At 31.4% G+C, this 24,401-nt stretch carries 23 protein-coding genes and 1 pseudogene; 6 read left to right on the forward strand and 18 right to left on the reverse strand.

Annotated features, from left to right (window positions below):
* Positions 1-234: 234 nt before the first annotated feature.
* Entirely contained in the window at positions 235-996 is a 762-nt protein-coding gene (locus bpSLO_RS06100; protein WP_246990014.1) for a hypothetical protein, read from the forward strand.
* A 275-nt stretch (positions 997-1,271) separates the two neighbouring features.
* Here the strand turns inward: bpSLO_RS06100 and bpSLO_RS06105 are convergent, their stop codons facing one another.
* The 15 genes and pseudogenes from bpSLO_RS06105 to bpSLO_RS06175 form a co-directional block, all read right to left on the reverse strand.
* Complete coding sequence (locus tag bpSLO_RS06105) at positions 1,272-2,309, reverse strand: variable large family protein (protein ID WP_246990015.1); 1,038 nt, start codon at positions 2,307-2,309, stop codon at positions 1,272-1,274.
* A gap of 218 nt (positions 2,310-2,527) precedes the next feature.
* Positions 2,528-3,190 (reverse strand): Bdr family repetitive protein, encoded by a 663-nt coding sequence (gene bdr / locus bpSLO_RS06110; RefSeq protein WP_246990016.1) that lies wholly within the window; start codon positions 3,188-3,190, stop codon positions 2,528-2,530.
* A gap of 288 nt (positions 3,191-3,478) precedes the next feature.
* Positions 3,479-4,570: a variable large family protein gene (locus bpSLO_RS06115; RefSeq protein ID WP_432432494.1), complete on the reverse strand. Its 1,092-nt coding sequence runs from the start codon at positions 4,568-4,570 to the stop codon at positions 3,479-3,481.
* A 215-nt stretch (positions 4,571-4,785) separates the two neighbouring features.
* Positions 4,786-5,439, reverse strand: a complete 654-nt coding sequence (gene bdr, locus bpSLO_RS06120; RefSeq protein WP_246990017.1) for a Bdr family repetitive protein — start codon at positions 5,437-5,439, stop codon at positions 4,786-4,788.
* A 298-nt stretch (positions 5,440-5,737) separates the two neighbouring features.
* Positions 5,738-6,787: a variable large family protein gene (locus tag bpSLO_RS06125; RefSeq protein WP_041178830.1), complete on the reverse strand. Its 1,050-nt coding sequence runs from the start codon at positions 6,785-6,787 to the stop codon at positions 5,738-5,740.
* Positions 6,788-6,908: 121 nt separating this feature from the next.
* Positions 6,909-7,961: a variable large family protein gene (locus bpSLO_RS06130; protein ID WP_422385943.1), complete on the reverse strand. Its 1,053-nt coding sequence runs from the start codon at positions 7,959-7,961 to the stop codon at positions 6,909-6,911.
* A gap of 128 nt (positions 7,962-8,089) precedes the next feature.
* Positions 8,090-9,145 carry a variable large family protein gene (locus tag bpSLO_RS06135; protein WP_246990030.1) on the reverse strand — a complete coding sequence of 352 codons (1,056 nt, stop codon included), beginning with the start codon at positions 9,143-9,145 and terminating at the stop codon, positions 8,090-8,092.
* Between the two features lie 122 nt (positions 9,146-9,267).
* Positions 9,268-10,347, reverse strand: a complete 1,080-nt coding sequence (locus tag bpSLO_RS06140; protein ID WP_246990031.1) for a variable large family protein — start codon at positions 10,345-10,347, stop codon at positions 9,268-9,270.
* Positions 10,348-10,463: 116 nt separating this feature from the next.
* A complete protein-coding gene (locus bpSLO_RS06145; protein WP_246990018.1) occupies positions 10,464-11,528 on the reverse strand; it encodes a variable large family protein in 1,065 nt (354 codons plus the stop codon).
* Between the two features lie 137 nt (positions 11,529-11,665).
* Positions 11,666-12,751, reverse strand: coding sequence for a variable large family protein (locus bpSLO_RS06150; protein WP_246990019.1), 1,086 nt, complete (start codon positions 12,749-12,751; stop codon positions 11,666-11,668).
* Positions 12,752-12,874: 123 nt separating this feature from the next.
* Positions 12,875-13,927 carry a variable large family protein gene (locus tag bpSLO_RS06155; protein ID WP_432432495.1) on the reverse strand — a complete coding sequence of 351 codons (1,053 nt, stop codon included), beginning with the start codon at positions 13,925-13,927 and terminating at the stop codon, positions 12,875-12,877.
* A 120-nt stretch (positions 13,928-14,047) separates the two neighbouring features.
* A pseudogene (locus tag bpSLO_RS06160) lies at positions 14,048-15,052 on the reverse strand (variable large family protein); the annotation flags it as partial.
* A gap of 103 nt (positions 15,053-15,155) precedes the next feature.
* Positions 15,156-16,235, reverse strand: a complete 1,080-nt coding sequence (locus bpSLO_RS06165; protein ID WP_246990020.1) for a variable large family protein — start codon at positions 16,233-16,235, stop codon at positions 15,156-15,158.
* A gap of 211 nt (positions 16,236-16,446) precedes the next feature.
* Positions 16,447-16,635: a variable large family protein gene (locus tag bpSLO_RS06170; protein WP_246990021.1), complete on the reverse strand. Its 189-nt coding sequence runs from the start codon at positions 16,633-16,635 to the stop codon at positions 16,447-16,449.
* 23 nt (positions 16,636-16,658) lie between these two features.
* Positions 16,659-16,808, reverse strand: a complete 150-nt coding sequence (locus tag bpSLO_RS06175) for a hypothetical protein (protein ID WP_246990022.1) — start codon at positions 16,806-16,808, stop codon at positions 16,659-16,661.
* A gap of 264 nt (positions 16,809-17,072) precedes the next feature.
* Here bpSLO_RS06175 and bpSLO_RS06180 point away from each other — a divergent pair, with 264 nt between their 5' ends.
* The 5 genes from bpSLO_RS06180 (at position 17,073) to bpSLO_RS08140 (ending at position 20,904) form a co-directional block, all read left to right on the forward strand.
* Positions 17,073-18,170, forward strand: a complete 1,098-nt coding sequence (locus bpSLO_RS06180) for a plasmid maintenance protein (protein ID WP_246990023.1) — start codon at positions 17,073-17,075, stop codon at positions 18,168-18,170.
* A gap of 9 nt (positions 18,171-18,179) precedes the next feature.
* Entirely contained in the window at positions 18,180-18,740 is a 561-nt protein-coding gene (locus tag bpSLO_RS06185) for a DUF226 domain-containing protein (RefSeq protein ID WP_246990024.1), read from the forward strand.
* Positions 18,716-19,477, forward strand: a complete 762-nt coding sequence (locus tag bpSLO_RS06190) for a ParA family protein (protein WP_246990025.1) — start codon at positions 18,716-18,718, stop codon at positions 19,475-19,477. Before bpSLO_RS06185 ends, bpSLO_RS06190 begins: the two co-directional genes overlap by 25 nt.
* A gap of 2 nt (positions 19,478-19,479) precedes the next feature.
* Complete coding sequence (locus bpSLO_RS06195; RefSeq protein ID WP_246990026.1) at positions 19,480-20,034, forward strand: chromosome replication/partitioning protein; 555 nt, start codon at positions 19,480-19,482, stop codon at positions 20,032-20,034.
* A gap of 750 nt (positions 20,035-20,784) precedes the next feature.
* Complete coding sequence (locus tag bpSLO_RS08140; RefSeq protein ID WP_432432496.1) at positions 20,785-20,904, forward strand: variable large family protein; 120 nt, start codon at positions 20,785-20,787, stop codon at positions 20,902-20,904.
* A gap of 390 nt (positions 20,905-21,294) precedes the next feature.
* Here bpSLO_RS08140 and bdr (bpSLO_RS06200) read toward each other — a convergent pair whose 3' ends face one another.
* From bdr (bpSLO_RS06200) to bpSLO_RS06210, 3 genes are all read right to left on the reverse strand, one after another.
* Positions 21,295-22,200, reverse strand: a complete 906-nt coding sequence (gene bdr, locus bpSLO_RS06200) for a Bdr family repetitive protein (protein ID WP_246990027.1) — start codon at positions 22,198-22,200, stop codon at positions 21,295-21,297.
* Positions 22,201-22,529: 329 nt separating this feature from the next.
* Positions 22,530-23,186: a Bdr family repetitive protein gene (gene bdr, locus bpSLO_RS06205; protein WP_025407646.1), complete on the reverse strand. Its 657-nt coding sequence runs from the start codon at positions 23,184-23,186 to the stop codon at positions 22,530-22,532.
* Positions 23,187-23,409: 223 nt separating this feature from the next.
* The gene (locus tag bpSLO_RS06210; RefSeq protein ID WP_246990028.1) at positions 23,410-24,168 is read right to left on the reverse strand and encodes a hypothetical protein; all 759 of its coding nucleotides are present in this window, start codon (positions 24,166-24,168) and stop codon (positions 23,410-23,412) included.
* Between the last annotated feature and the right edge of the window lie 233 nt (positions 24,169-24,401).

The following is a 24,401-nucleotide window of genomic DNA, read 5'->3' on the forward strand; positions in this document are numbered from 1 at the left end:
ATTATAATTTGTTAATAGTATAGAATGTTTATCCATTTATATAACTCATAAGTTTCCACATATAACTCATAAGTTTGCTACTAAAAATTAATAGTTTACACAAAAAACTCATAAGTTTAATTTACCTTTTTATACAAAATTAATAGTTTGCATAAAAAACTCAATAGTTGCTTTAAAAAAATATATAGTTACCTCCTCTCTTTGCTAGATTAATAGTATTATATTTATATATATATGTTCTCTCTAAAAAATTTATTTACTAATAATATACCTTATATCCCTATTCATAAAATTAATCCTGATGAATTTATTCTCATTAGTAATTATCTTATTCTCTCTTCTAGCACTATTCACAATTTACTCGGCATTATTATGGCTTCCGGCATACCTTTAACACATCTAAAAGATCCTTTTATCAAAATATTTTATACTTTTAATAACAATATTATTACTTATACATTAAGTAATGGTCTACAGTTTCAACAATATTCTTTACTCGAACCCAATGTTATTGCTACTTCCATTATTAAAAATTTAAATAAAAATATTTTATCTTCTATTCATGCATACAAAATTAACTACATCGCTAAAAATATATTCAACTTCTCTATCACTACAAAACATATAATTTCTATCTACTCTTTGATTGCTAAGTCTAAAATTACCTTCAATAATATCTATTACAATAATACTCATCTCAATATCCTATTAGATAATCAACCTTGTATACTAGACTTATACGAAAAAATAAACTATATTAAGTCTTTTAACAGACTAAAACTTAATAAAAATAACCTAGATCCATTTAAAAACCATACTAATAAAACTCTCTCTACTATTGCTTCTCTGGTTGAATCTTTCTTCCTTGATCAAACATCAAACAAAAACCTACATACCCTCAAATCTTATATTAATCTACACCTCAAACAACTTGGTATACCTTATAAATCTACTAATAGATTGCAAAAACTACTATTATCTCATATATTTTTGTAATTATACATTGTACATTTTTGTGACATCTCTTTAAAAAAAATACATAAAAGAAAATAAATTTGTTCACTCAGCAGCAACTATGTACAAATTGATAATAATATATTGCTTGTACTATTGTAATGAAAACCTAAAAAAATTTTTTTCGACCCCCTAGCTTAATATCAATTAGTAAAAACTAACTTCATACTCAGTATCACTAAAGATACTGAGTATTTAGATAAAAAAGCAGGAATTCCTGCTTGTAAAAACTTATTCCAATGAATAACCACACTATATTACTTAGCTTTCACTACACTACTGGAATCTTCTTTTATGCAATCATCAACATCTTTTAAACATTTATCAACTGTTCTTCTTACAATAGATACTATCTCATTTACAGTTTTACCAACTACTCCTATTAATACTGCATTTATTCCTTCTTTTGGTGCATCATTAGCCTTGGTTGCCAATTTACCATCTTTAGCCATTGCTCTCAATGCTAAACCTGCTGCTATTGCTGATGCATTTGTTTGAACATGAGTAGCATTCCCGTTACTCTTATTAGCAATTGCAATTTCAAAAGCATTTGTTGCAGCAGTAATTTGGCCAGCAGGTTTACTTGTATCCTTAACTGCTTCAATTGCTGCTAATATATCTGCACCACTAGCTGCAATTACTGCTTTACTAGCTCCGCTTAGTGCCTTGGCATCAGTAACATTAGCAGTAGCATTAAATAAATTTCCAACTTCTTTAGAATCCTCAATCTGCTTATTAGCATTTCCTTTTAGATCAACACCAACTTCCTTTGCTGCCTCATAGATCATACTAATCCCTTCAACAAGACCCTTAACGCTTGCTGCATCTGCTTTCTCTGCATCCTCAGTATCACCAACATTACCACCAACTTTACCATTAGCACTACCAGTAGCATCCTTAATTTTACTTGCTCCTTCAACTATCTTTCTTAAAGTATCAATTGCCTTATTAATTGTACTTTCAGCTTTATCTTTTATTAAATTAAACTGCTCATTTCCCTTTAGCTCTTCTAACTTATCTTTAGCTATTTTCACTGCTTCTCCAACCTTACCCAATCGTTCTCCTACTGCTTTTTTAGTTGTATCTGCAGTAAGACCAAATGCTTCTTTTAGTAAATTTCCAAAAGAAACAAAAGCATCCAAAAATAATTGTCTTGAGCTTGCAATTACTTCACTTAAACTTCCAGTCCCTTTCTCTGAACCAGTCTTCCCAGCATCAGCAGCCTGTTGTCCACTGCCACAGCTAAGAAGTAAAAATAAAGTCATTAATAACGCACAAAAAGTAATTCTTTTCATTATCACGTGCCTCATTTTTTACTCAAAGGGGCAAGATGGTTAACAAACTTTGAATAAGCATAAAAACAAAAACTAAAAGTATAGGCACTATAATCTTACAGAGATTGAGCATAATATAACAATTAATATTGATAATTGTTATTAATGAATAATTAAATGATTTTGTAAAAAAACAATTGATATGTAATCAATTAAATAAGGGAGATAATCAAATAAATTTACTTATTCAACAATGAATAGACTATGGACATTAATGTTAAAAATATTCCTATATTAAGGGTAATAAGGGTTCCAAACATCCAATTATGTAGTCTTGATGTACTTTTAAATTCAGATGCGGTTTTATCAAGTTTACTATCAAGCTCCACCCTATTAATTTCCATATCTTTTCTAACAAGAGAAACCTCATTTCTAACGTTATCAATCTTGGTATCAAGTTCATTGAATTTAGTATCAATCTTAGTATCAAGTTCATTGAATTTAGTATCTATCTTAGTATTAAGATTATTCTCAACAGTATCAATCTTATTATCCAGATCTTTAATATCAGATTTTAATTCACCTCTGACTGTATCTATTTTGTTATCTAGGTCTTTAATGTCTGATTTTAATTCACTTCTGACTGTATCTATTTTGTTATCTAGGTCCCTAATATCAGATTTTAAGGTTGCCTCAACCCTTTGAATCTCAGTTTGTAAGGTTGCTTCTACCTTTTCAAGCTTAAGGTTAAAAGTAGTCTCTAAATACTCAATATCCTTGTAAGTCAGTTCATTTTTATAATATCTGTAAGATAAATCAATAGCAATATCTCTATTTATACCAGCTCTAGTAAGTTCTGCTATAACCATTTGTTGAGTAATAACAGGTTGTGCAAGTCCCATAAGAATCTCCTTATATGATTATTATATAATATTTTAACTGTTATAGGAACCTTACTTTAGTAAAATGTGACCTAAGAAGGTCCCTAACTATAACATAAAGTATTTAGTCTGTTTTTTTTATCTTACCAAAATCTCAAATGCAGTCTTACAATCAATCTGTTGTTGAATGATTTCTATTAATACTATTTAGACCTGAGTATTATTATGAATAGTAAAAAAGGAAAACAATTCTCATGAAGAGAAGAGTTTCCCTCAAATGACTTTATTTAGATTATTTAATTAGATAATTTATTTAGTAACAGTAGGTTGAGTAGTCGTACTAGCTTCAGTTGATTCAGTAGTAGTCTCAGAGTACTGTATTCCTTTAACTGCTTCTCTTACTTTATCTAGATTGATTGATACTGTTTTCCTAATTATCACGTCGATGACTCCTAATACCTTATTTACAGCACTTACAGCTGCCGCCTTAACAATATCTTTATCAGCAGCATTAGCACTAAATTTACCATCTTTAATCATAGCTTTAAGAGCAACAGCAGCTGCTAAGTCTGCATTAGTAGCCGCCTTAGCACCATTATTGCCATTAGCATTACCACCAGTAGCTAATGCCCCAGCATCATTATTAGCATCTGCGGTCAGAACAGCAGATGTGATCTTAGCATTTTTAACCTTGTCAATCATTGCCCATGGGTCTGCCTTAGTTATCTCATCAGCTAGTTTAGAACCAGCACCAGCACCAGCACCAGCACCATTATTACCACCAAGTGCGGCAGTGGCAGTAGCATCAGCAGCTGCTGCTCCAGTACCACCGTCATTCCCTTTTTCAATCTTTACACCAGACTTTTCGGCAGTCTCAATTATAGCTTTAACTTCTTTAATAATAGTTTCAACGCTATCTTTATCGGCAGCTACTGCAGCACCAGCTGCATTATCACCAATATCAGTAGCACTATCATTAGTTACCCCAGCAAGTTTAGTTAGAGCGGCAACTAGTTTTTCAAAAACTCCATTTGCACCTTTAATTGCACCCTTAACAGCTTCAATTGTACTGCCATTAGCATTTTTTGCTTCAGATATTTTACTTGATAGCTCATTTAATTTATTCTTAGTAGTTGTAAGTCCATCTCCTATAGTCTTAAAGTGTTCACCAACTTTACTTCTCTTATCACCCGATTTAACTGCTGTAAATCCAAAAGCATCCCCAATAGCATTACCAAAAAAGCCAAAAATCTCGTAAAACCCATGACCTATTTTGATAAGTGAATCAAAGAAAGAAATTTTAGATTCAGCAGCCAATTTCTCAGCCTGAAGTTGTCCACTTCCACAGCTAAGAAGTAAAAATAAAGTCATTAATAACGCACAAAAAGTAATTCTTTTCATTATCACGTGCCTCCTTATTACCTCAAGTAGCAAAATGGTTAACAACCTTTGAACAAAATAAAAAAAGCTAAAAGCATAGATACTGTAACCTTGCAAAAACTAAATACAATGAGAAAATTAGCAGATATTAATTGTCTCTAACAAAAAATTAAATAATTTTCTAAAAAAATAACTGATATGTAGTCAAAAAAAGAAAAGGTTTAATTAATTTAAATTCATTTATTCAACAATGAATAAACTATGGACATTAATGTTAAAAATATTCCTATATTTAGGGTAATAATGGTACCAAACATCCAACCATGAAGTCTTAATGTACTTTTAAGTTCCATTTTGTTAACATCAATCTTATTATCAAGTTCATTGAATTTAGTATCAATCTTATTATCAAGGTCTTTAATGTCAGATTTTAATTCACTTCTAACTGTATCAATCTTAGTATTAAGATTATTCTCAACAGAATCGATTTTGGTATCCAAGTCTTTAATGTCAGATTTTAATTCACTTCTAACTGTATCAATCTTAGTATTAAGATTATTCTCAACAGAATCAATTTTGGTATCAAGGTCTTTAATGTCAGATTTTAATTCACTTCTAACTGTATCAATCTTGTTATCAAGTTCATTGAATTTAGTATCAATTTTAGTATCCAGATCAGTTTTGCTTGATTTAATCTCAGCTTGTAAGAGTGCTTCAACTTTTTCAAGCTTAAGGTTAAAAGTAGTCTCTAAATACTCAATATCCTTGTGTGTAAGCTCATTTTTATAATATCTGTAAGAGAGATCAATAGCAATATCTCTATTTATACCAGCTTTAGTAAGTTCTGCTATAACCATTTGTTGAGTAATAACTGGTTGAGCAAGTCCCATAAAAATCTCCTTATATAATTATTATATAATATCTTAAGTGTTATAGGAACCTTATTTTAGTAAAATGTGATTTAAAAGGGTCCCTAAATCTAAAATAAAGTATTTAGTCTATTTTTTTTAGTTTATCAAAAAGCTGAAATGAAATCTTACCATCAATCCGTTGTTAAAGGATAGCTATCAATACTATTTAGACCTGAGTATTATTACAGATAGTAAAAAAGGAAAACGAATCTCATGAAGAGAAATAGTTTTCCTCAAATGACTTTATTTAGTTATGTTTATTGTTATTAATTTTTAACTAGTCCTTCTTAGTTTCAGAGGTTGTATTATCAGTAGTTGCAGGAGCAGCAGTAGAATTAATATTCATAGCATCCTTAACAGTCTTAAGCCCTGTATTAATAGTATTTCTTATTGCTATTGTGAGAGTATCCAACGCCTTAGTAACAGCACTTACAGCTGCCCCCTTAATTTCAGCCGCATAATCATCATGACCACCAGCTTCACCACCAGGAAATTTACCATTTTTAGCCATTGCTCTCAGTGCTATACCTCCCGCTACAACTGCATCCTTAGCATTAGTAGCATCAGCTGCATTAGCAGCATTATTTTTAGCCAACTTGGCAGCTTTGCCTGCATCACCTTTAGAAATGGCTTGTAGTATATCAGCGCCAGTTACAGCACCAACAGCCTTAGCAGCATCGGTACCTGATTTTTTTGAATCAGCAGCAATAGCAGTATTACCAAACAACTTAGCTGCACCATCATTATTCCCTCTTGCGCTACCATCTTCAGCTTTTTTATCAGTACCAGCATCAACACTTCCTATATTTTTAAGCACTACATTTACAATCGTTCCAACCCCCTCACTAAGCAACTTAACCGAAGCTTCTTCAGCAAAAGCACCAACAACTGTTTGAGCAGCAACATTAGCAATTGGGTTATTATCAGAACCAATAGCCTCACTAGCAGTCTTAGCCCCCTGGATTATCTTATCAAGAGTATTAGTAATTAGAGCTTTTACAGCGGTATCAGTAGCCTCTGAATTAGGATTATTTTCAGATTTCATATCAGCAACAATTTTTTCAAGTTTATTCTTAGTTCCTTGTACAGTATCATGAATGGTCTGAAAGTAGTTTCCAACATCAGACTTCTTAGTATTAGTATTAAACCCTAAAACCCCTCCAAGCATATCAGCAAAGGAAGTAAAAACATTTAAGAAGTCATTACTTAAACTAATAATAGATTTTAAGAATCTACTCTGAGGATCCTCAGTCTTAGTACTGCCACTCCCACAACTAAGAAGTAAAAATAAAGTCATTAATAATGCACAAAAAGTAATTCTTTTCATTATCACGTGCCTCATTTTTTACTCAAGGGAAAAGACATAAATAAAAGGAAAACGAATCTCAGGAAGAGAGAAGAGTTTCCCTTAAATGACTTTATTTAGTTATGTTTTATTAATAATTTTTTTATTGTTGCTGTCCACTATATGTTGCGTCTACAGGTGTAGCAGAATCTGCAGACTTATCTTCTTGTGTCACTGTAGCAAGAGCTGCACTAATTGACTTTAAGCCACTATCAACAGTATTCCTTATAGCAATAGTTAAAGTACCCAATGCTTTAGTTACTGCGCTTATTGCTACTCCTTTAACTGTGGTAGCAATAACCCCTTGAGCATCAGCAGCACTACTGTTAGCGAATTTACCACTCTTAGCCATAGCTCTCAATGCTATACCTCCTGCTACTTCTGCATCTTTAGGCGCAGCAACACCAGCAACTTGAGCAGCATTATTCTTAGCTAACTTAGAGGCATTACCATCATTTTTAACCATAGCTTTTAAGATATCAGCACCAGTTACAGCACCAACAGCTTTAGCCGCATCAGCAGCTGATTTTTTTGCAGCATCAGCTGCTCCGGCGTTATCGTTAGCAAATAGTTTTCCTGCACCATCATTATTTCTTGCAGTATCACCATCTTCAGCTTTCTTATCATCACCAGCATCAGCATTTCCTTTGCCTTTAAGTACTACATCTACAATCTTTCCAATCCCTTCACTAAGAGACTTAACTGCATCAGAACCAGCAGCAACACCTGCACCGCCATTAGGTTCAGCAACATTAGCAATTTGGTCATTACCCTCAGCCCCTTTAGCAGCTTCCTTTGCACCTTCTGCTATTTTGTCTAATGTATTAGTGATAAACTTATCAACAACTGATTTAAGTTTTGAGTAATTACCATTCTTAGCAACTTCCTCTTGTAATTTCTTTTTAACTGTGTTCATAGTGTTTTCAATATCAGTGAAATACTTACCAATGTCAGACTTTTTAGTATTAGTATTAAACCCTAAAACACCTCCAACCATATCAGAAAGAGAAGTAAAAACATCTAAGAACCCTTTACCTAAATTAGCAATAGAAGATAAGAATGTGGTTTTAGGATCTTCCACCTTAGCACTACCACTACCACAACTAAGAAGTAAAAATAAAGTCATTAATAACGCACAAAAAGTAATTCTTTTCATTATCACGTGCCTCCTTATTACCTCAGGGGGCAAGATACAGATAAAAGGAAAACAATTCTTATGAAAAGAAGGGTTTTCCTCAAATGACTTTATTTAGTTATGTATGTTTTATTAATAATTATTTATTGTTACTGTCCACTAGTTGCTGTTTCTGCGGGTGTAGTAGCTTCTACAGATTTATCTTCTTGTTTAACTGTAGCAAGAGCATCACTTATTGTCTTTAAACCACTATCAACAGTATTCCTAATAGCAATAATAAGGGTACTTAAAGTCTTACCAACAGCACTAGCAGCTGCACCATTAACTGCATGAGCTGATTTCTCTTCATTATTCTTAGCAGCAAATTTACCACCCTTAGCCATTGCTCGCAGTGCTATACCCGCAGCAATAACTGCATCTTTCTTTGCTGATTCTATTGTAATCTCTTTAGCGGCTTCTGCCTTAGCAGCAGCAATCTCAGCAGCATTCTTTGCTGTCTCAACTTTAATCTCACCAGTACCAGCCTCAGCAGAGCTAGCAATAGCTTTTAAGATGTCAGCACCACTTACTGCTCCAATTGAAGCACTAGCAGCTGCTCCATGTGCTTCTGTCCCATCAGCAGCGTTAGTACCAAATAACTTACCAATTGATTTTTGCTGTTCTTCAGCAGTTTTAGTAGCCCCTGAATTACCCTCATCCTTTTTTAGCACCACTTCAACCATTGTTTTAATTCCTTTAACAAGAGCATTTACACTTGCAACTTCTGCAGGTGACGCATCTTGACCCGCAGTAGGAGCACCACCAATAGCAGCATCAGTTGTAGCCCCACTAGCTGCTGTTTTAGCTCCTTCAGCAATTTTATCTAATGTGTTAGTGATAAACGTATTAACAACTGTCTTAAGTTTCAAGTAATTTCCATTATTAGCAACTTCCTCTTGTAATTTCTTTTTAACAGATGTCATAGTCTCTGCAATTTTAGTGAAATAAGCTCCAATATCTTCCTTTTTAGTGTCAGCCTTAATACCAAAAGCCCCAGTGATCATATCAGAAAGGGAAGTAAAAACATCTAAGAACCCTTTACCCAAATTAGCAATAGAAGTTAAGAAAGTGGTTTTAGGATCTTCCGTCTTAGTACTGCCACTGCCACAACCAAGAAGTAAAAATAAAGTCATTAATAACGCACAAAAAGTAATTCTTTTCATTATCACGTGCCTCCTTATTACCTCAACAAGGGACAAGATATAGCTAAAAGGAAAACAAATCTCATGAAGAGAAGAGTTTTCCTTATATGACTTTATTTAGTTATGTATTTGTTATTAATAATTTTTTATTGTTGCTGTACACTAGTTGCTGCTTCTGCAGGTGTAGTAGAATCTACAGACTTATCTTCTTGTGTAACTGTAGCAAGAGTATCACTAATTGTCTTTAAACCACTATCAACAGTATTTCTTATTGCTATTATTAAAGTACTTAAAGTTTTGTTTACAGCATTAGCAGCAACCCCTTTAGCTGCCTCAGCCTCAGTTTTATTTGCAGCAGTATCCTTAACAATAAATTTACCATCCTTAGCCATAGACCTTAGGACTATACCAGCAGCAATAACTGCATCTTTCTTTGCTGCTGCATTTAAGTCAGTAGTTTCAGTTGAATCACCATTAGCCATTGCAAGCCCTGCTGAATCTTTTGCCTCACTTGCCTTACCAGAAACTGATTGATCACTAGACTTAGCAATAGCTTTTAGTATATCAGACCCAGTCACTGCACCAATTGAAGCACTAGCAGCAGCTATATGTTTCTCTTCTGCTCCATTACCGGTTTTATCACCAAATAGTTTTCCTATTTTTTTCTTATCGTCATCAAGAGGATTAGTTACATCTTTTACCCCATCACCTTCATTTGGTTTTAAAACCACATTTACTATAGTTTTTATTCCTTTAACTAGATTTCCTACACTAATTGCATTTGCTCCTTTACTATTATCATCAGCTTTTTCTATAGCTCCCAAATTACTATTAGCATCTTTAAGACCACTAGCAGCTGTTTCAGCCCCTTCTGCGATCTTGTCTAATGTGCCTGTAATAAACGTATCAACAACTGATTTAAGTTTTGAGTAATTGCCATTCTTAGCAACTTCTGTCTGTAATTTCTTTTTAACTGTGTTCATAGTGTTTGCAATATCAGTGAAATACTGACCAATATCAGATTTTTTAGTATCTGCTTTAATACCAAAAGCACCAGCAACCATATCAGAAAGGGAAGTAAAAACATCTAAGAACCCTTTACCTAAATTAGCAATAGAATTTAAGAAAGTGGTTTTAGGATCCTCCACCTTAGCACTACCACTACCACAACTCATAAGTAAAAATAAAGTCATTAATAACGCACAAAAAGTAATTCTTTTCATTATTACATGCCTCCCTTTCACTCAAAGAGGCTAGATATAGATAAAAGGAAAACAATCCTCATGAAGAGAAATAGTTTTCCTCAAATGACTTTATTTAGTTATGTTTTATTGATAATTATTTATTGTTGTTGTCCACTAGCTGCTGCGTCTGTAGGTGTAGTAGAATCTAAAGACTTATCTTCTTGTTTAACGGCTGCTAATGCTTCACTGATTGTCTTTAATCCACTATCAACAGTATTTCTTATTGCAATAGTTAATGCATTTAATGCTTTAGTTACTGCACTTACTACTGCATCCTCTACTGCTTTCTTTGCATCAGCATTAGCATTATCACTAGCATTAGCGAACTTACCATCCTTAGCCATTGCTCTTAACGCTATCCCTCCTGCAATAACAGCATCTTTAGGTGTAGCAGCATTGCCGGTTGTTTCTCTAGCTAACTTAGCAGCATCACCATTATCTTTAACAATAGCTTGTAAAATGTCAGCACCAGTTACAGCACCAACAGCCTTAGCAACATCAGCAGCTGATTTCTTTGCATTAGCAGCATCACCAGCATTAGCAGCAGCAAATAATTTACCTGCTTCACCATCACCAGCTGCAGCTGCAGCGGTTCTTGCAGTAAGACCATCGGATTTTTTATCAGTACCAGCATTAGCACTTCCTTTGCCTTTAAGTACTACATCTACAATCTTTCCAATCCCTTCACTAAGAGATTTAACTGCATTTGCCTCACTCGCCGCACCAGCACCAGCAGCAGCTGCACCACCAACAGCAACATTACCAATTGGGTCATTACCCTCAGCCCCTTTAGCAGCTTCCTTTGCACCTTCTGCTATTTTGTCTAATGTATTAGTGATAAACGTATCAACGACTGTTTTAAGTTTTGAGTAATTCCCATTCTTAGTAACTTCATCTTGTAATTTCTTTTTAACTGTGTTCATAGTAGTTTCAATAGAAGTGAAATACTTACCAATATCAGATTTTTTAGTATCTGCTTTAATACCAAAAGCACCAGCAACCATATCAGAAAGGGAAGTAAAAACATCTAAGAACCCTTTACCTAAATTAGCAATAGAATTTAAGAATGTGGTTTTAGGATCTTCCACCTTAGCACTACCACTGCCACAGCTCATAAGTAAAAATAAAGTCATCAATAACGCACTTAAAGTAATTCTTTTCATTATCACGTGCCTCCTTTTTTACTCAAGGGGATAAGACATAAATAAAAGGAAAACGGTTCTCATGAAGAGAAAAGTTTTCCTCAAATGACTTTATTTAGTTATGTTTATTGTTATTAAATACTCTTTAGTACTGACTATTAGTTCTTCTTAGTTTCAGGAGTCTGATTATCAGTAGTTACAGTAGTATCAGTAGTATTAAATTTAATAGCATCTTTAACTGTTTTAAGACCCAAATCAATAGTATTTCTTATAGCAATAATAAGAGTACCCAAAGCCTTAGTTACTGCACTTGATGCTGTTCCTTTAATTTCAGAAGAAACAGCCCCTTGATCATCAGCACTTGCATTAGCAAATTTACCATCTTTAGCCATTGCTCGCAGTACAATACCTCCTGCTATAACCGCATCTTTAGGTCTGCCAGTAGCGTTAACAGCTGCAACATTATTCTTAGCTAATTTAGCAGCATCACCATCATCTTTAACAATAGCTTTTAGAATATCAGCCCCAGTCACAGCCCCAACAGCTTTAGCAGCATCAGCTGCTGACTTCTTAGTTTGACCGACATCCCCAGCATTACCAGTACCAACAAATAATTTAGTTGCTTCACCATCACCAGCATTGCCCTCAGACCTTTGCCCCCCATCTTCAGCTTTTTTATCAGTACCAGCCTCAGCATTTCCTTTGTCTTTAAGTACCACGTCTACAATTGATTTGACGCCCCTAATTAAATTTTCAACACTATCAGACTTCGCACCAGAACCATGAGAAGTATTATCACCAGCACCCTTATCAGAAATATTACCAAGCAACTCATCACCTATAGTACCAATAGCCTCACTAGCAGTTTTAGCTCCATCAATTATTTTATCAAGAGTGGTTGTAACTAAATTAGTTACAGCAGTTTCAACTGCAGAAGAATTAGGATTATTTTCAGATTTCATATCAGCAACAATTTTCTCAAGGGCTGTCTTAGTAGATGAAAGAGTATCATGTACTTTCTTAAAGTAAACTCCAACATCAGACTTTTTAGTATTAGTATCAAAACCTAAAACCCCTCCAACCATATCAGAAAGGGAAGTGAAAACATTTAAGAAGTCATTACTTAAACTAATAACTGACTTTAAGAATCTACTCTGAGGATCCTCAGCCTTAGTACCCCCACTGCCACAACTAAGAAGTAAAAATAAAGTCATTAATAATGCACAAAAAGTAATTCTTTTCATTATCACGTGCCTCCTTATTACTAAAGGGGATAAGATATAGATAAAAGGAAAACAAATCTCATGAAGAGAAATAGTTTTCCTCAAATGACTTTATTTAGTTATGTATGTTTTATTAATAATTATTTATTGTTTTTGTCCACCAGTTGCTGCTTCTGCAGGTGTAGTAGAATCTAAAGATTTATCTTCTTGTGTAACTGTAGCAAGAGCATCACTTATTGTCTTTAATCCACTATCAACAGTATTTCTAATAGCAATAATAAGAGTACTTAAAGTCTTACCAACAACACTTGCCGCTGCACCATTAACTGCATGAGCAGACTTCTCTTCATCCTTAGCAGCAAGTTTACCACCCTTAGCCATAGCTCTTAAAGCAATACCCGCAGCAATAACTGCGTCCTTTTGTGCTGCTGCATCTTTAATTTCTTTCTTGTTGTTAACAGCCGGAGCAATAGCAATCTCTGCTGCATCTGTAGCTTTTTCAATGCCCTCAGTACTATTCGCAGTAGGATCTTCTTTAGATTTAGCAATAGCTTTTAGGATGTCAGCACCAGTTACGGCACCAATACTAGCTGATGCTTTTGCAATATTTTCTTCTTTAGCATCATCTTTTTTTCCATCAAACAACTTCCCAATGTCCTTTTTATCATCTTCTGCAGTCTTAGTAGCCTCTGCATTTCCCTCATTGTCTTTTAAAACCACATCAACAATAGTCTTAATCCCTTTAACCAGTGAAACAACTGACTCCTTGCTAGCAGGAGTAGCCCCATGTCCAGCTGAAATAATAACATCACCAGTAGCCCCAGTAGCAGCTGTTTTAGCCCCATCAGCGATCTTGTCTAATGTGCCTGTGATAAACTTATCAACAACTGATTTAAGTTTTGAGTAATTTCCATTAGTAGCAACTTCATCTTGTAACTTTTTTTTAACTGTGTTCATAGTAGTTTCAATAGAAGTGAAATACTGACCAATGTCAGATTTCTTAGTCTCAGCCTTAATGCCAAAGGCACCAGCAACCATATCAGAAAGAGAAGTAAAAACATCTAAGAACCCTTTACCTAAATTAGCAATAGAGTTTAAGAAAGTGGTTTTAGGATCTTCCACCTTAGTACTACCACTCCCACAACTAAGAAGTAAAAATAAAGTCATCAATAACGCACAAAAAGTAATTCTTTTCATTATTACCTGCCTCCTTATTTATTCAGAAGGACTAGATAAAAAACAAAAGGAAAACGAATCTTATGAAGAGAAATGTTTTCCTCAAATGACTTTATTATTTAGATTATTTAATTAGATAATTTATTTAGTAGCAGCAGATTGAGTAGTACTAGCTTCGGTTGTTTCTGTAGTAATCTCAGAGTACTGTATCCCCTTAACAGCTTTTCCTACTTTATCTAGTTCTCTTGATACTGTTTTCTTAATTATCAAATCAAGTATTCCTAATACCTTATTTACAGCAATTACAGCAGCAGCTTTAACTGCATCAGCTTCATTATTAGCAGCATTAGCACTAAGTTTACCACTTTTAGTCATTGCCTTAAGGGCAACTGCTGCTGCTAGGTCGGCATTAGTAGCAGCTTTAGCACCATTAGCATCAGCAGCATTAGCACCAGTAGCTAATTCTCCTGCATTATTATCAGCACCAGCAGTAAGTTGTTCAGTTTTAGTCTTAGCATCCTTTATCTTTGCAATCATCGCCCATGGATCTGCTTTAGCTACTTCTTCAGCTAGCTTAGGACCAGCTCCAGCACCTGCAGCAGCATTAGCATTAATAGTAGCAGTTGCAGTTCCCGCACCATTGGCTACCGGACTACCGGCATTCCCAGCATCAATCTTTATTCCAGACTTATCTGCTACATCAATAATTTCTTTAACTCCTACAATTATAGCTTCAACACTATCTTTATTAGCTGGTGCTGAAGCACCAGCACTAGCGGTATCACCAATCAGAGAATCGTCCTTAGTTACACCAGCAAGCTTAGTTACAGAAGTAATTAATTTATCAAAGACATCATTTACACCTTTAATTGCACCCTTAACAGCTTCAATTGTACTACCATCAGCATTTTTTGCTTCAGATATTTTATTTGATAGCTCATTTAACTTATTCTTAGTAGTTGTAAGTCCATCACCTATAGTCTTAAAGTGTTCATCAACTTTACTTCTCTTGTCATCAGATTTAACTGCTGTAAGCCCTAAAGCATCACCAATAGCATTACCAAAGACGCCAAAAATCTCGTAAAACCCATGACCTATCTTAACTAATGAATCTAAGAAAGTATTCTTACTCTCAGTAGCCAATTTAACTTCTTAAGTTTTATTACAACAATATAGAAGGCAATTTTAGATATAAATCTAAAATTGCCTTCTAATCTTACTTTTAAGTAATCTAATCTAACTATCTAATTTACTGCTGAGCTGTTGATTTTGGAGCTCTTGCTTGATCTATTTTTTGTTTAGTTTTCTCAAGAACATTCTTTACTGTTTTTTTAATTATATCTTCTACTGCTACTAATAACTTATTTACAGCACTTACTCCTACTTTTTGCACCTCTTCTTTTCCTCCTCCTTGTCCATCTGCTGCACCTGATGCTAATTTACCATCTTTAACTAAGGAACGTAAAGCTATTCCTCCTGCTACAGCTGCTGCTTTAGCTGTATCTTTTGCTAAATTAGCTCCATTACCTCCTTTAGCAAATTCCAGTGGGGTTGTATTTTCAGTTGCTGCGGCTGCTACTACTTTAACATCTCCTTCTGTTGAATTAACTATTGATGCTAACATTTCATTTCCACTTACTGTTGCTAGTATTGCTGCTGCTTTACCTGCATCTGTTGCTGCTGCAGCACTATCTGTAGCCAATATCTTAGCCCCATCCTTATTATCTGTCCCATTAGCACCAACCTTTACTGCTGTGTCTCCTGCTTCTGGCTCTTTCACACCTTTTTCCTTTGCTGATTTTACTATCTCCTGCAAAGCCTTAAGGGCTTTCTTTAATTCAACATCAGCTGGTGTTGTCCCTTGAGTATTGGTTGCTGCATCGCCTACCACATTGTCATCACCTATTGTTCCTAAGGAATCTAAATGTGTTTTTAATGTACTTAAAGTAGCCTTAGCAGCATCAACTGCACTTCTAATAGCCTTGCTTAGATCACCTTTATCAAGCTCTGTTTCTGACTTTTTTGCTACTTGTTCTAACTCTGCTGATGCTTTTCCAAGCTTAGCACCTAAGCTGTTAAAATAATCTCCTACATCCTCTTTCTTTGTAGTTGATTTAGCAGTAAAGCCTAATGTATCTGAGAGTAACTCTAAAAAAGAATAAAAAGCATTCTCAGCACTTCTACCTACATTCATTAGAACTGCACTTAAACTGCTCCCTCCTGTAGCTGCCCCGCCACCATTAGCAGCATCAACTGATTGTTGTCCACTGCCACAGCCAAGAAGTAAAAATAAAGTCATTAATAATGCACAAAAAGTAATTCTTTTCATTATCACGTGCCTCCTTTTTTACTCAACTCAGGAGGACAAGACGATTAACAACCTTTGATAAGCATAAAAACAAAAGGAAAACAATTCTTATGAAGAGAAATAGTTTTCCTCAAATGACTTTATTTAGTTATATTTATTGTTATTAAATCTTAACTAGTTTTTCTTAGTTTGAAGGATCTACTTATCAGTAGCTAAAGAAGTATCACTAAAATTAATTTTCATAAAAATTAATTTTCATAGCATCTTTAACGGTTTTAAGACCTATGTCAATTGTTTTTCTTATTGCTATAGTTAAAATACCCATTGCTTTAGTGACTATACTTAATGCCACATCTTTAACTGCAAGAGCATAATCATTATCAGCAATATCAGAACCATCAAATTTACCACCTTTAATCATGGATCTTAAATCTATAACAACTGTTATAGTAATATCTTCAGCATTACATTGACAGCATCAATAACAGAACTATCACCACGTTTAAACCCTATAACCTGTAATATGTCAGCACCAGTTACTGCTACGACAGTTTTAGCGACATTAACTACTGATTTCTTAGGATCAGAATTCATAGCAACACTACCAAGTAGGTTTTTACCTATAATACCAATAGTCTAATTAACAGTCTTAATACCTTAGATTATTTTATTAAGTAGACACCAAGATATTAAATCTCAACCACTACTTTTTTCGCATTTATTTTTGGGAATATTTGTATTCATTTGATACTCCTATAATATATTTACTAAAAATATTTTTATTATAAACAGGTTTACTTTTTAATAGGTATTGCATTATCATAGTTAGTAGTAAATTCACAAATTAGGAGATTAAATATGAAAAGTACAAAAAAGACTACCAACAAATACCAACACAAGTTAATCGTTTTAATATCTACACTAAATTATATGAACTTAAATCTTAAGCAATACACTCAAAGCAACATACTTTATTACTTTAATAACAATATGAAAAAAAATGACCAAAAACCTGTTAAACTTAAAACTCTACAAAGTTATCTATATAAATTAGAAAAAGAATTTAAAGTGACAATTAATTATCACAGACATTTGGGTGTTAACATGGGAACTGAAGTTCATTACAAACTTAAATACAACAAAAAAGAATGTTACCGCATAATCAATAAACACTTCAGAGAAAAAAAAGAAGAGAGACACAAAAATCGTATTAATGCGTATTTTAAAAAAACTTGCACTAAAAATAGCAGTGTAGAAAAATGGGAGTGTTTTAATAATTCTTATAATAATAAAGAAGAAGATAAAAACAACACAAAATCTATAGAAAAATTACAAGTAGAAAAATACGCTAAGAAATGCAATTTTAAATCAAATGCTTTCCTCTCTATTTTGAATTTAGAAGCGGACAAAGATTTTAAAATTCAATCATTTAAAGCCATTAAAATAGCTGAAAATAGTGGGTATAAAGGAATAAATGAAATTAAACCAAATAACATTAAACTTGCAATTAAACAAAAAGAATTAAGTAAAATACTAGATGAGATAAAAGATAATCTAAAGGATGAGGGATATGACAGCAAACAATTAGAGAGCCAAATACAAAATGTGTATGCACAATATAAAAACAAACCACACTTTATCATAGAAAAAGATAAATACAGTGATTTAAAAAAGATAATAGAAAAACTTAAAAAAACAGTTGAATATACTAATAAAAACACACAAAAAAATGAGGGAGACATTAGAAATAATATATTTAGCATACTTCTTGATCAGTTAAGACATAAAGTGGACACATCGGTTTTGGTACCAATATTAAAGAATTATTTAAGTAGACAGAACACATTAGAATATAATAAGGTATTTAGCAACCATTACTACTGTGAACTTTTAGAATTAATGGAAAATAATAAAGATTATTTACAATTAGGAGAATCTAAAAAAGTTACAAGTTAAGGATTAGTTATGAAGAATGTATTAGAACGCCTTAAAGAGAAAAAGTTAGAAATTAAGGATAAAAGGGATACCTCTATCTTTTTACAGATAGAGAACAATAACAACAAAACATTGTACCATACAAAAGTTATGACGGACTTTTATACATTTGCCATTAATAAAAAACAGCAATACAAATTCTTTATTGCATTTAGAGGTTTATTCAATAGGAAAAGAATAAGCAATTTTCATCTATTTTCTTTAAGAGATGATGATAAATTCTTAGGTATTTATTATGGTTATAGAAAACCAATAAAAAATGTGATTAGAAAATATGAAGATAATGGGGTTATGAAGGCATCTATGCTTTCAAAAGTTTATTACATAGAATTTAGATTTAAGAAGGGTAGCGTGTTTTGTTATCTTGTAGGAATTGCTTATTTGCTTAAAAAAGAAAAAGCTAATAAGAAATATTACGATTCTTTAATTAAGACATTTTTGAGGCTGGAGAAACAAGTATATGAATTTTACAATAAAAAATTCCCAGAAGGAGGTCTTATAACTAAATGGATAGAAAAAAACCTAAAATAATTACTATTGCATCAATTAAAGGTGGTGTTGGAAAAAGTACAAGTGCTATAATATTTGCAACTCTTTTGGCAAGAGATCATAAAGTGCTTTTAATCGATATGGATACCCAAGCCTCAGTTACTAGTTATTTTTACGATAATCTAGAAGATCAAAATTTGAATCTTATAGTTCAAAATATTTATGAAGTATTAATTGATAAAATAAATATAAATTCGCCAATTATTAAAATAAATGACAATTTGAGTTTATTGCCGAGTTATTTAAATTTACATTTCTTTCATAATGATAATATTGCTTTTAAAGAATTAAGATTTAAACAAAGTTTGAAGTTATTGCATCACGTATATGATTATATAATAATTGATACAAGTCCTAGTTTAGATATTATTTTAACAAATGCTTTAGTTTGTAGTAACTATATAATAGTTCCAATGACAGCTGAGAGATGGTCATTTGAAAGTTTAGAGATATTAGAATTTTTTTTAAGAAAATTGAAATTTAATATACCTATTTTTGTTTTGGTAACTCGTTTTAAAAAAAATAATACCCGTAAGAATTTATTAGTTATGATAAAAGAAAAGGTTGATTTTTTAGGTATTGTATCTGAAAGAGAAGATTTAAACAAAAGAATTGCACAAAATGATGCATTTGATCTTAACAAAGATTATATAAAAGAATATCAGACCGCTATTTACGAGTTTTTCCGTACTACGGAAAAAAGTAATGTAGGAGGTTAATTGTGAATATCAAAATAACTAAGCGTGTTATTGAAAATGAAAATCAAGATTTAACTAATTTAGATGATAAAAATAAAACAGTAAAATATTATCTTTCTTTGAAAGAAAGATTAGTATTCAATTTTCAAAAGGAAATACTTAATAAAATAGAAAATATGAAAATTTTAAAAGAGATTAAAGATAATGAATATTATAAGTTGGATGGTTATAAAAGTTTTGAAGAATTTACTAAAAATTATAAAATTGCTAAGACCCAGGCTTATGAATATTTAAAAATAGCAAATGCCATGGAGGAAGGTCTGGTTGAAGAGCAAGATATTATTGAAAATGGTATTCATGATGTTATTCTTTCTTTAAGAAATAAAAAAAGAATTAATGCTCGACAATTAAGACAAAATTTAATAAAGCCATTAAAATTTCAACTAAAAAAACAAGAGAGTTATGATTTTTATAAAAAAAATGCAAAATTGACGGCATTCATTTTAGATGAGATTTTTTCAAGTAAAAAAGATTTACTCGAAGAGTTTGTAAAAAAATTTCAAAATTTAAAAGAATAAGTGAGAAAAGTGTTCGTAAATAATTTTAACCTATCGAACGTATAAAACAGAAGATTTTAAGGATGGAATTTTTGAATAAAAGGTTTATTTAATAAGCAGTAGATTTCATTTTACTTCATAAGTAAATTGTATTTTTTAAGTTTTAGGAGAAAAAATAAATTCATTAGAACAACAAATCATTAATATAAAAGAGTTTTTAAAAGAACATATCTGATCTAGAAAAAATTTTACTTAAAGAAATACAAAATAATTATGCAATATTATTAAAAATAATGATGAAAAAGGATAATGATTTTAAAAAACAGTAATAGTTGATTTTGATTTAGATTTATTGTAAGATAACTATCGTTAGTAGTGCTATTCATTTTAGGACTACCTAATTTGTGAATGACATTATTAGGCTTTTAGAGCTTGATTAAGCATTTTAAAAAGAATACTTAATTAAGCTCTAAAATTTTATATTCCTATATTTTGATTTTTATAAATCAGTATTTGTAAAAAGTTTAATGAGTCTATTGTTTTTATGCATTAGAGGTTAGTGGTGTTAAGTGAAATACAAATATAGCAAAAAAAATAAAATGAAAATATAAGTTTTAATTTTGAATTAAGATTTTGAAATGTGTAGTCACATAATAATGAAAAAGATTACTTTAAGTGTGTTATTGATGAATTTTATTTTTAGCTGTGGTGGATATGGCAGTAAAGACGTTGAGGATCCTAAAACTGTATTTTTTAACCTTTATTGCTAATTTGAAAAAATGTCTTTTATCTATTTTTATTTCTTTTAGCGACATGTTTATAGATGTACTTGATATTAATTATGACAGTAAGAAGGAATATATAGGTAAGTATTTCACAAAAATTGCTTAATTATAACATTTGTTAAGACTAAAAAAATACATAAGTTGTTAATGGTGGTAATTGTATTAAGCAAGAGTTAACTCAGTAATTGATAAGTTGATCAATGGGGCATTAGGCAAGATTACAGAAAGTGCTAAAGAGGCAAAAATTGTTGATGTTAAGACTAAGATTTAGGAGTTGGTAATTACGTTAAGAATAGAATCTGAGGCATCTAAAAACATTTGTTTAATGCTAATTTGAGCTTGATTGTAACTTTTGATAAAGAAATTGAGCTAACACATTTGAATAAATTTTTTGTATTAGTCTTCAAATCTAATCTTGTAGATTTCCTAAGTCTTGCAGAGACTAAAAATAATAATAAATTAATTGAATAGAAATAAGTTTAAATAAATTAAACAATTACTTAAAGATAAGAGTTAATAAAATACCTATAGAGATGGTAATAATAGTACCAAACATCCAATTATGTAATCTTGATGTACTTTTGAATTCCATCTTATTAATTTCCATATCTTTTCTAACAAGAGAAATCTCATAGCTCATAGATGCAATATCAGATTTTAATTCAGTTCTAACGTTATCAATCTTGATGTTAAGATTATTTTCAACATTATCTATTTTGGTATCGAGTGCATTAAATTTGGTATCTATCTTAGTGTTAAGATTATTCTCAACAGTATCTATCTTGGTGTTAAGATTATTCTCAACGTTGTCAATTTTGTTATCAAGTTCATTGAATTTAGTATCAATCTTGATGTTAAGATTATTCTCAACAGTATCAATCTTGGTGTTAAGATTATTTTCAACATTATCTATTTTGTTATCAAGTTCATTGAATTTGGTATCTATCTTGATGTTAAGATTATTCTCAACAGTGTCTATCTTGGTGTTAAGATTATTCTCAACAGTGTTAATTTTGTTATCAAGATCCTTAATGTCTGATTTTAATTCACTTCTAACAGTGTCAATCTTATTATCAAGATCCTTAATGTCAGATTTTAATTCACTTCTAACAGTGTCAATCTTATTATCAAGATCCTTAATGTCTGATTTTAAGGTTGTCTCAACCCTTTGAATTTCAGCTTGTAAGGTTGCCTCTACAGATTTAATTTCAGCTTGTAGAAGAGCCTCAACCTTTTCAAGCTTTATATCAAAGTTTTCTTTTAAGAATTCAATATCTTTGAAAGTGAGTTCATTACGATAGTATCTGAAAGACAGATCAATAGCGATATCTTTATTTATACCGGCTTTAGTAAGTTCATTGATGACCATTTGTTGAGTAATAACAGGTTGGGCAAGCCCCATAAAAATCTCCTTATAGTAAGTATAAAGTAAAAAAAGCTTTAAAGCAATAGGAAAAAAGAGAGGCTTTACTAATTGATATTAAGCTAGGGGGTTAAAAAATTTTTTTAGGATTTCACTATAATAGTACAAGCAATATTATTATCAATTTGTACATAATTGCTGCTGAGTGAACAAATTTATTTTCTTTTATGTATTTTTTTAAGAGATGTCACAAAAATATATGAGAAAATAGTTGTTTTTGCAATCTATTAGTAGATTTATAAGGTATACCAAGTTCTTAGAGTAGTATCAATTTATGTGATTTATTGCTTTTTAATTAAATTAAACAATTACTTAAAGATAAGAGTTAATAAAATACCTATAGAGATGGTAATAATAGTCCCAAACATCCAATTATGAAGTCTTAATGTACTCTTAAGTTCCATTTTGTTAACATCAATCTTAGTATCGAGTTCATTGAATTTGGTATCTATTTTGTTATCGAGTTCATTGAATTTGGTATCTATTTTGTTATTAAGATTATTCTCAACAGAATCTATTTTGTTATCAAGTTCATTAAATTTGTTATCAATCTTATTATTAAGTTCTACTCTAACATTCTCAATCTTGGTATCGAGTTCATTAAATTTGTTATCAATCTTGTTATCAAGTTCGGTTTTGACAGATTTAATCTCAGATTGTAAAAGAGCTTCAACTTTTTCAAGCTTAAGGTTAAAATTATTCTCAACAGAGTCTATTTTTTTATCGAGTTCATTAAATTTAGTATCGATTTTGGTATTAAGTTCATCCTTAATACTACTAATCCCATTTTCTAAGTGTTTCAATTTTATATCAAAGTTTTCTTTTAAGAACTCAATATCCTTGTAAGTGAGTTCATTTTTATAATATCTGAAAGACAGATCAATAGCGATATCTTTATTTATACCGGCTTTAGTAAGTTCAGCGATGACCATTTGCTGTGTGATAACTGGTTGGGCAAGTCCCATAGAAGTCTCCTTATAAGTATTATACAATGTTTTATTACAAAAATATATGAGAGAATAGTTTTTTTGAATTGAGAGAAAAAGTAATTTTTCCAGGAAGGAATAGGGTAAGAAATTTTTAGGGTTTCATTACAATAGTACAAGCAATATATTATTATCAATTTGTACATAATTGCTGCTGAGTGAACAAATTTATTTTCTTTTATGTATTTTTTTTAAAGAGATGTCACAAAAATATATGAGATAATAGTTGTTTTTGCAATCTATTAGTAGATTTATAAGGTATACCAAGTTGTTTGAGGTGTAGATTAATATAAGATTTGAGGGTATGTAGGTTTTTGTTTGATGTTTGATCAAGGAAGAAGGATTCAACCAGAGAAGCAATAGTAGAGAGATTTTTATTAGTATGGTTTTTAAATAGATCTAGGTTATTTTTATTAAGTTTTAGTCTGTTAAAAGACTTAATATAGTTTATTTTTTCGTATAAGTCTAGTATACAAGGTTGATTATCTAATAGGATATTGAGATGAGTATTATTGTAATAGATATTATTGAAGGTATTTTTAGACTTAGCAATCAAAGAGTATATAGAAATTATATGTTTTGTAGTGATAGAGAAGTTGAATATATTTTTAGCGATGTAGTTAATTTTGTATGCATGAATAGAAGATAAAATATTTTTATTTAAATTTTTAATGGAAGTAGCAATAACATTGGGTTCGAGTAAAGAATATTGTTGAAACTGTAGACCATTACTTAATGTATAAGTAATAATATTGTTATTAAAAGTATAAAATATTTTGATAAAAGGATCTTTTAGATGTGTTAAAGGTATGCCGGAAGCCATAATAATGCCGAGTAAATTGTGAATAGTGCTAGAAGAGAGAATAAGATAATTACTAATGAGAATAAATTCATCAGGATTAATTTTATGAATAGGGATATAAGGTATATTATTAGTAAATAAATTTTTTAGAGAGAACATATATATATAAATATAATACTATTAATCTAGCAAAGAGGGAGGTAACTATATATTTTTTTAAAGCAACTATTGAGTTTTTTATGCAAACTATTAATTTTGTATAAAAAGGTAAATTAAACTTATGAGTTTTTTGTGTAAACTATTAATTTTTAGTAGCAAACTTATGAGTTATATGTGGAAACTTATGAGTTATATAAATGGATAAACATTCTATACTATTAACAAATTATAAT

This window comes from Borrelia parkeri (genome assembly GCF_023035815.1).
Lineage (GTDB): Bacteria > Spirochaetota > Spirochaetia > Borreliales > Borreliaceae > Borrelia > Borrelia parkeri.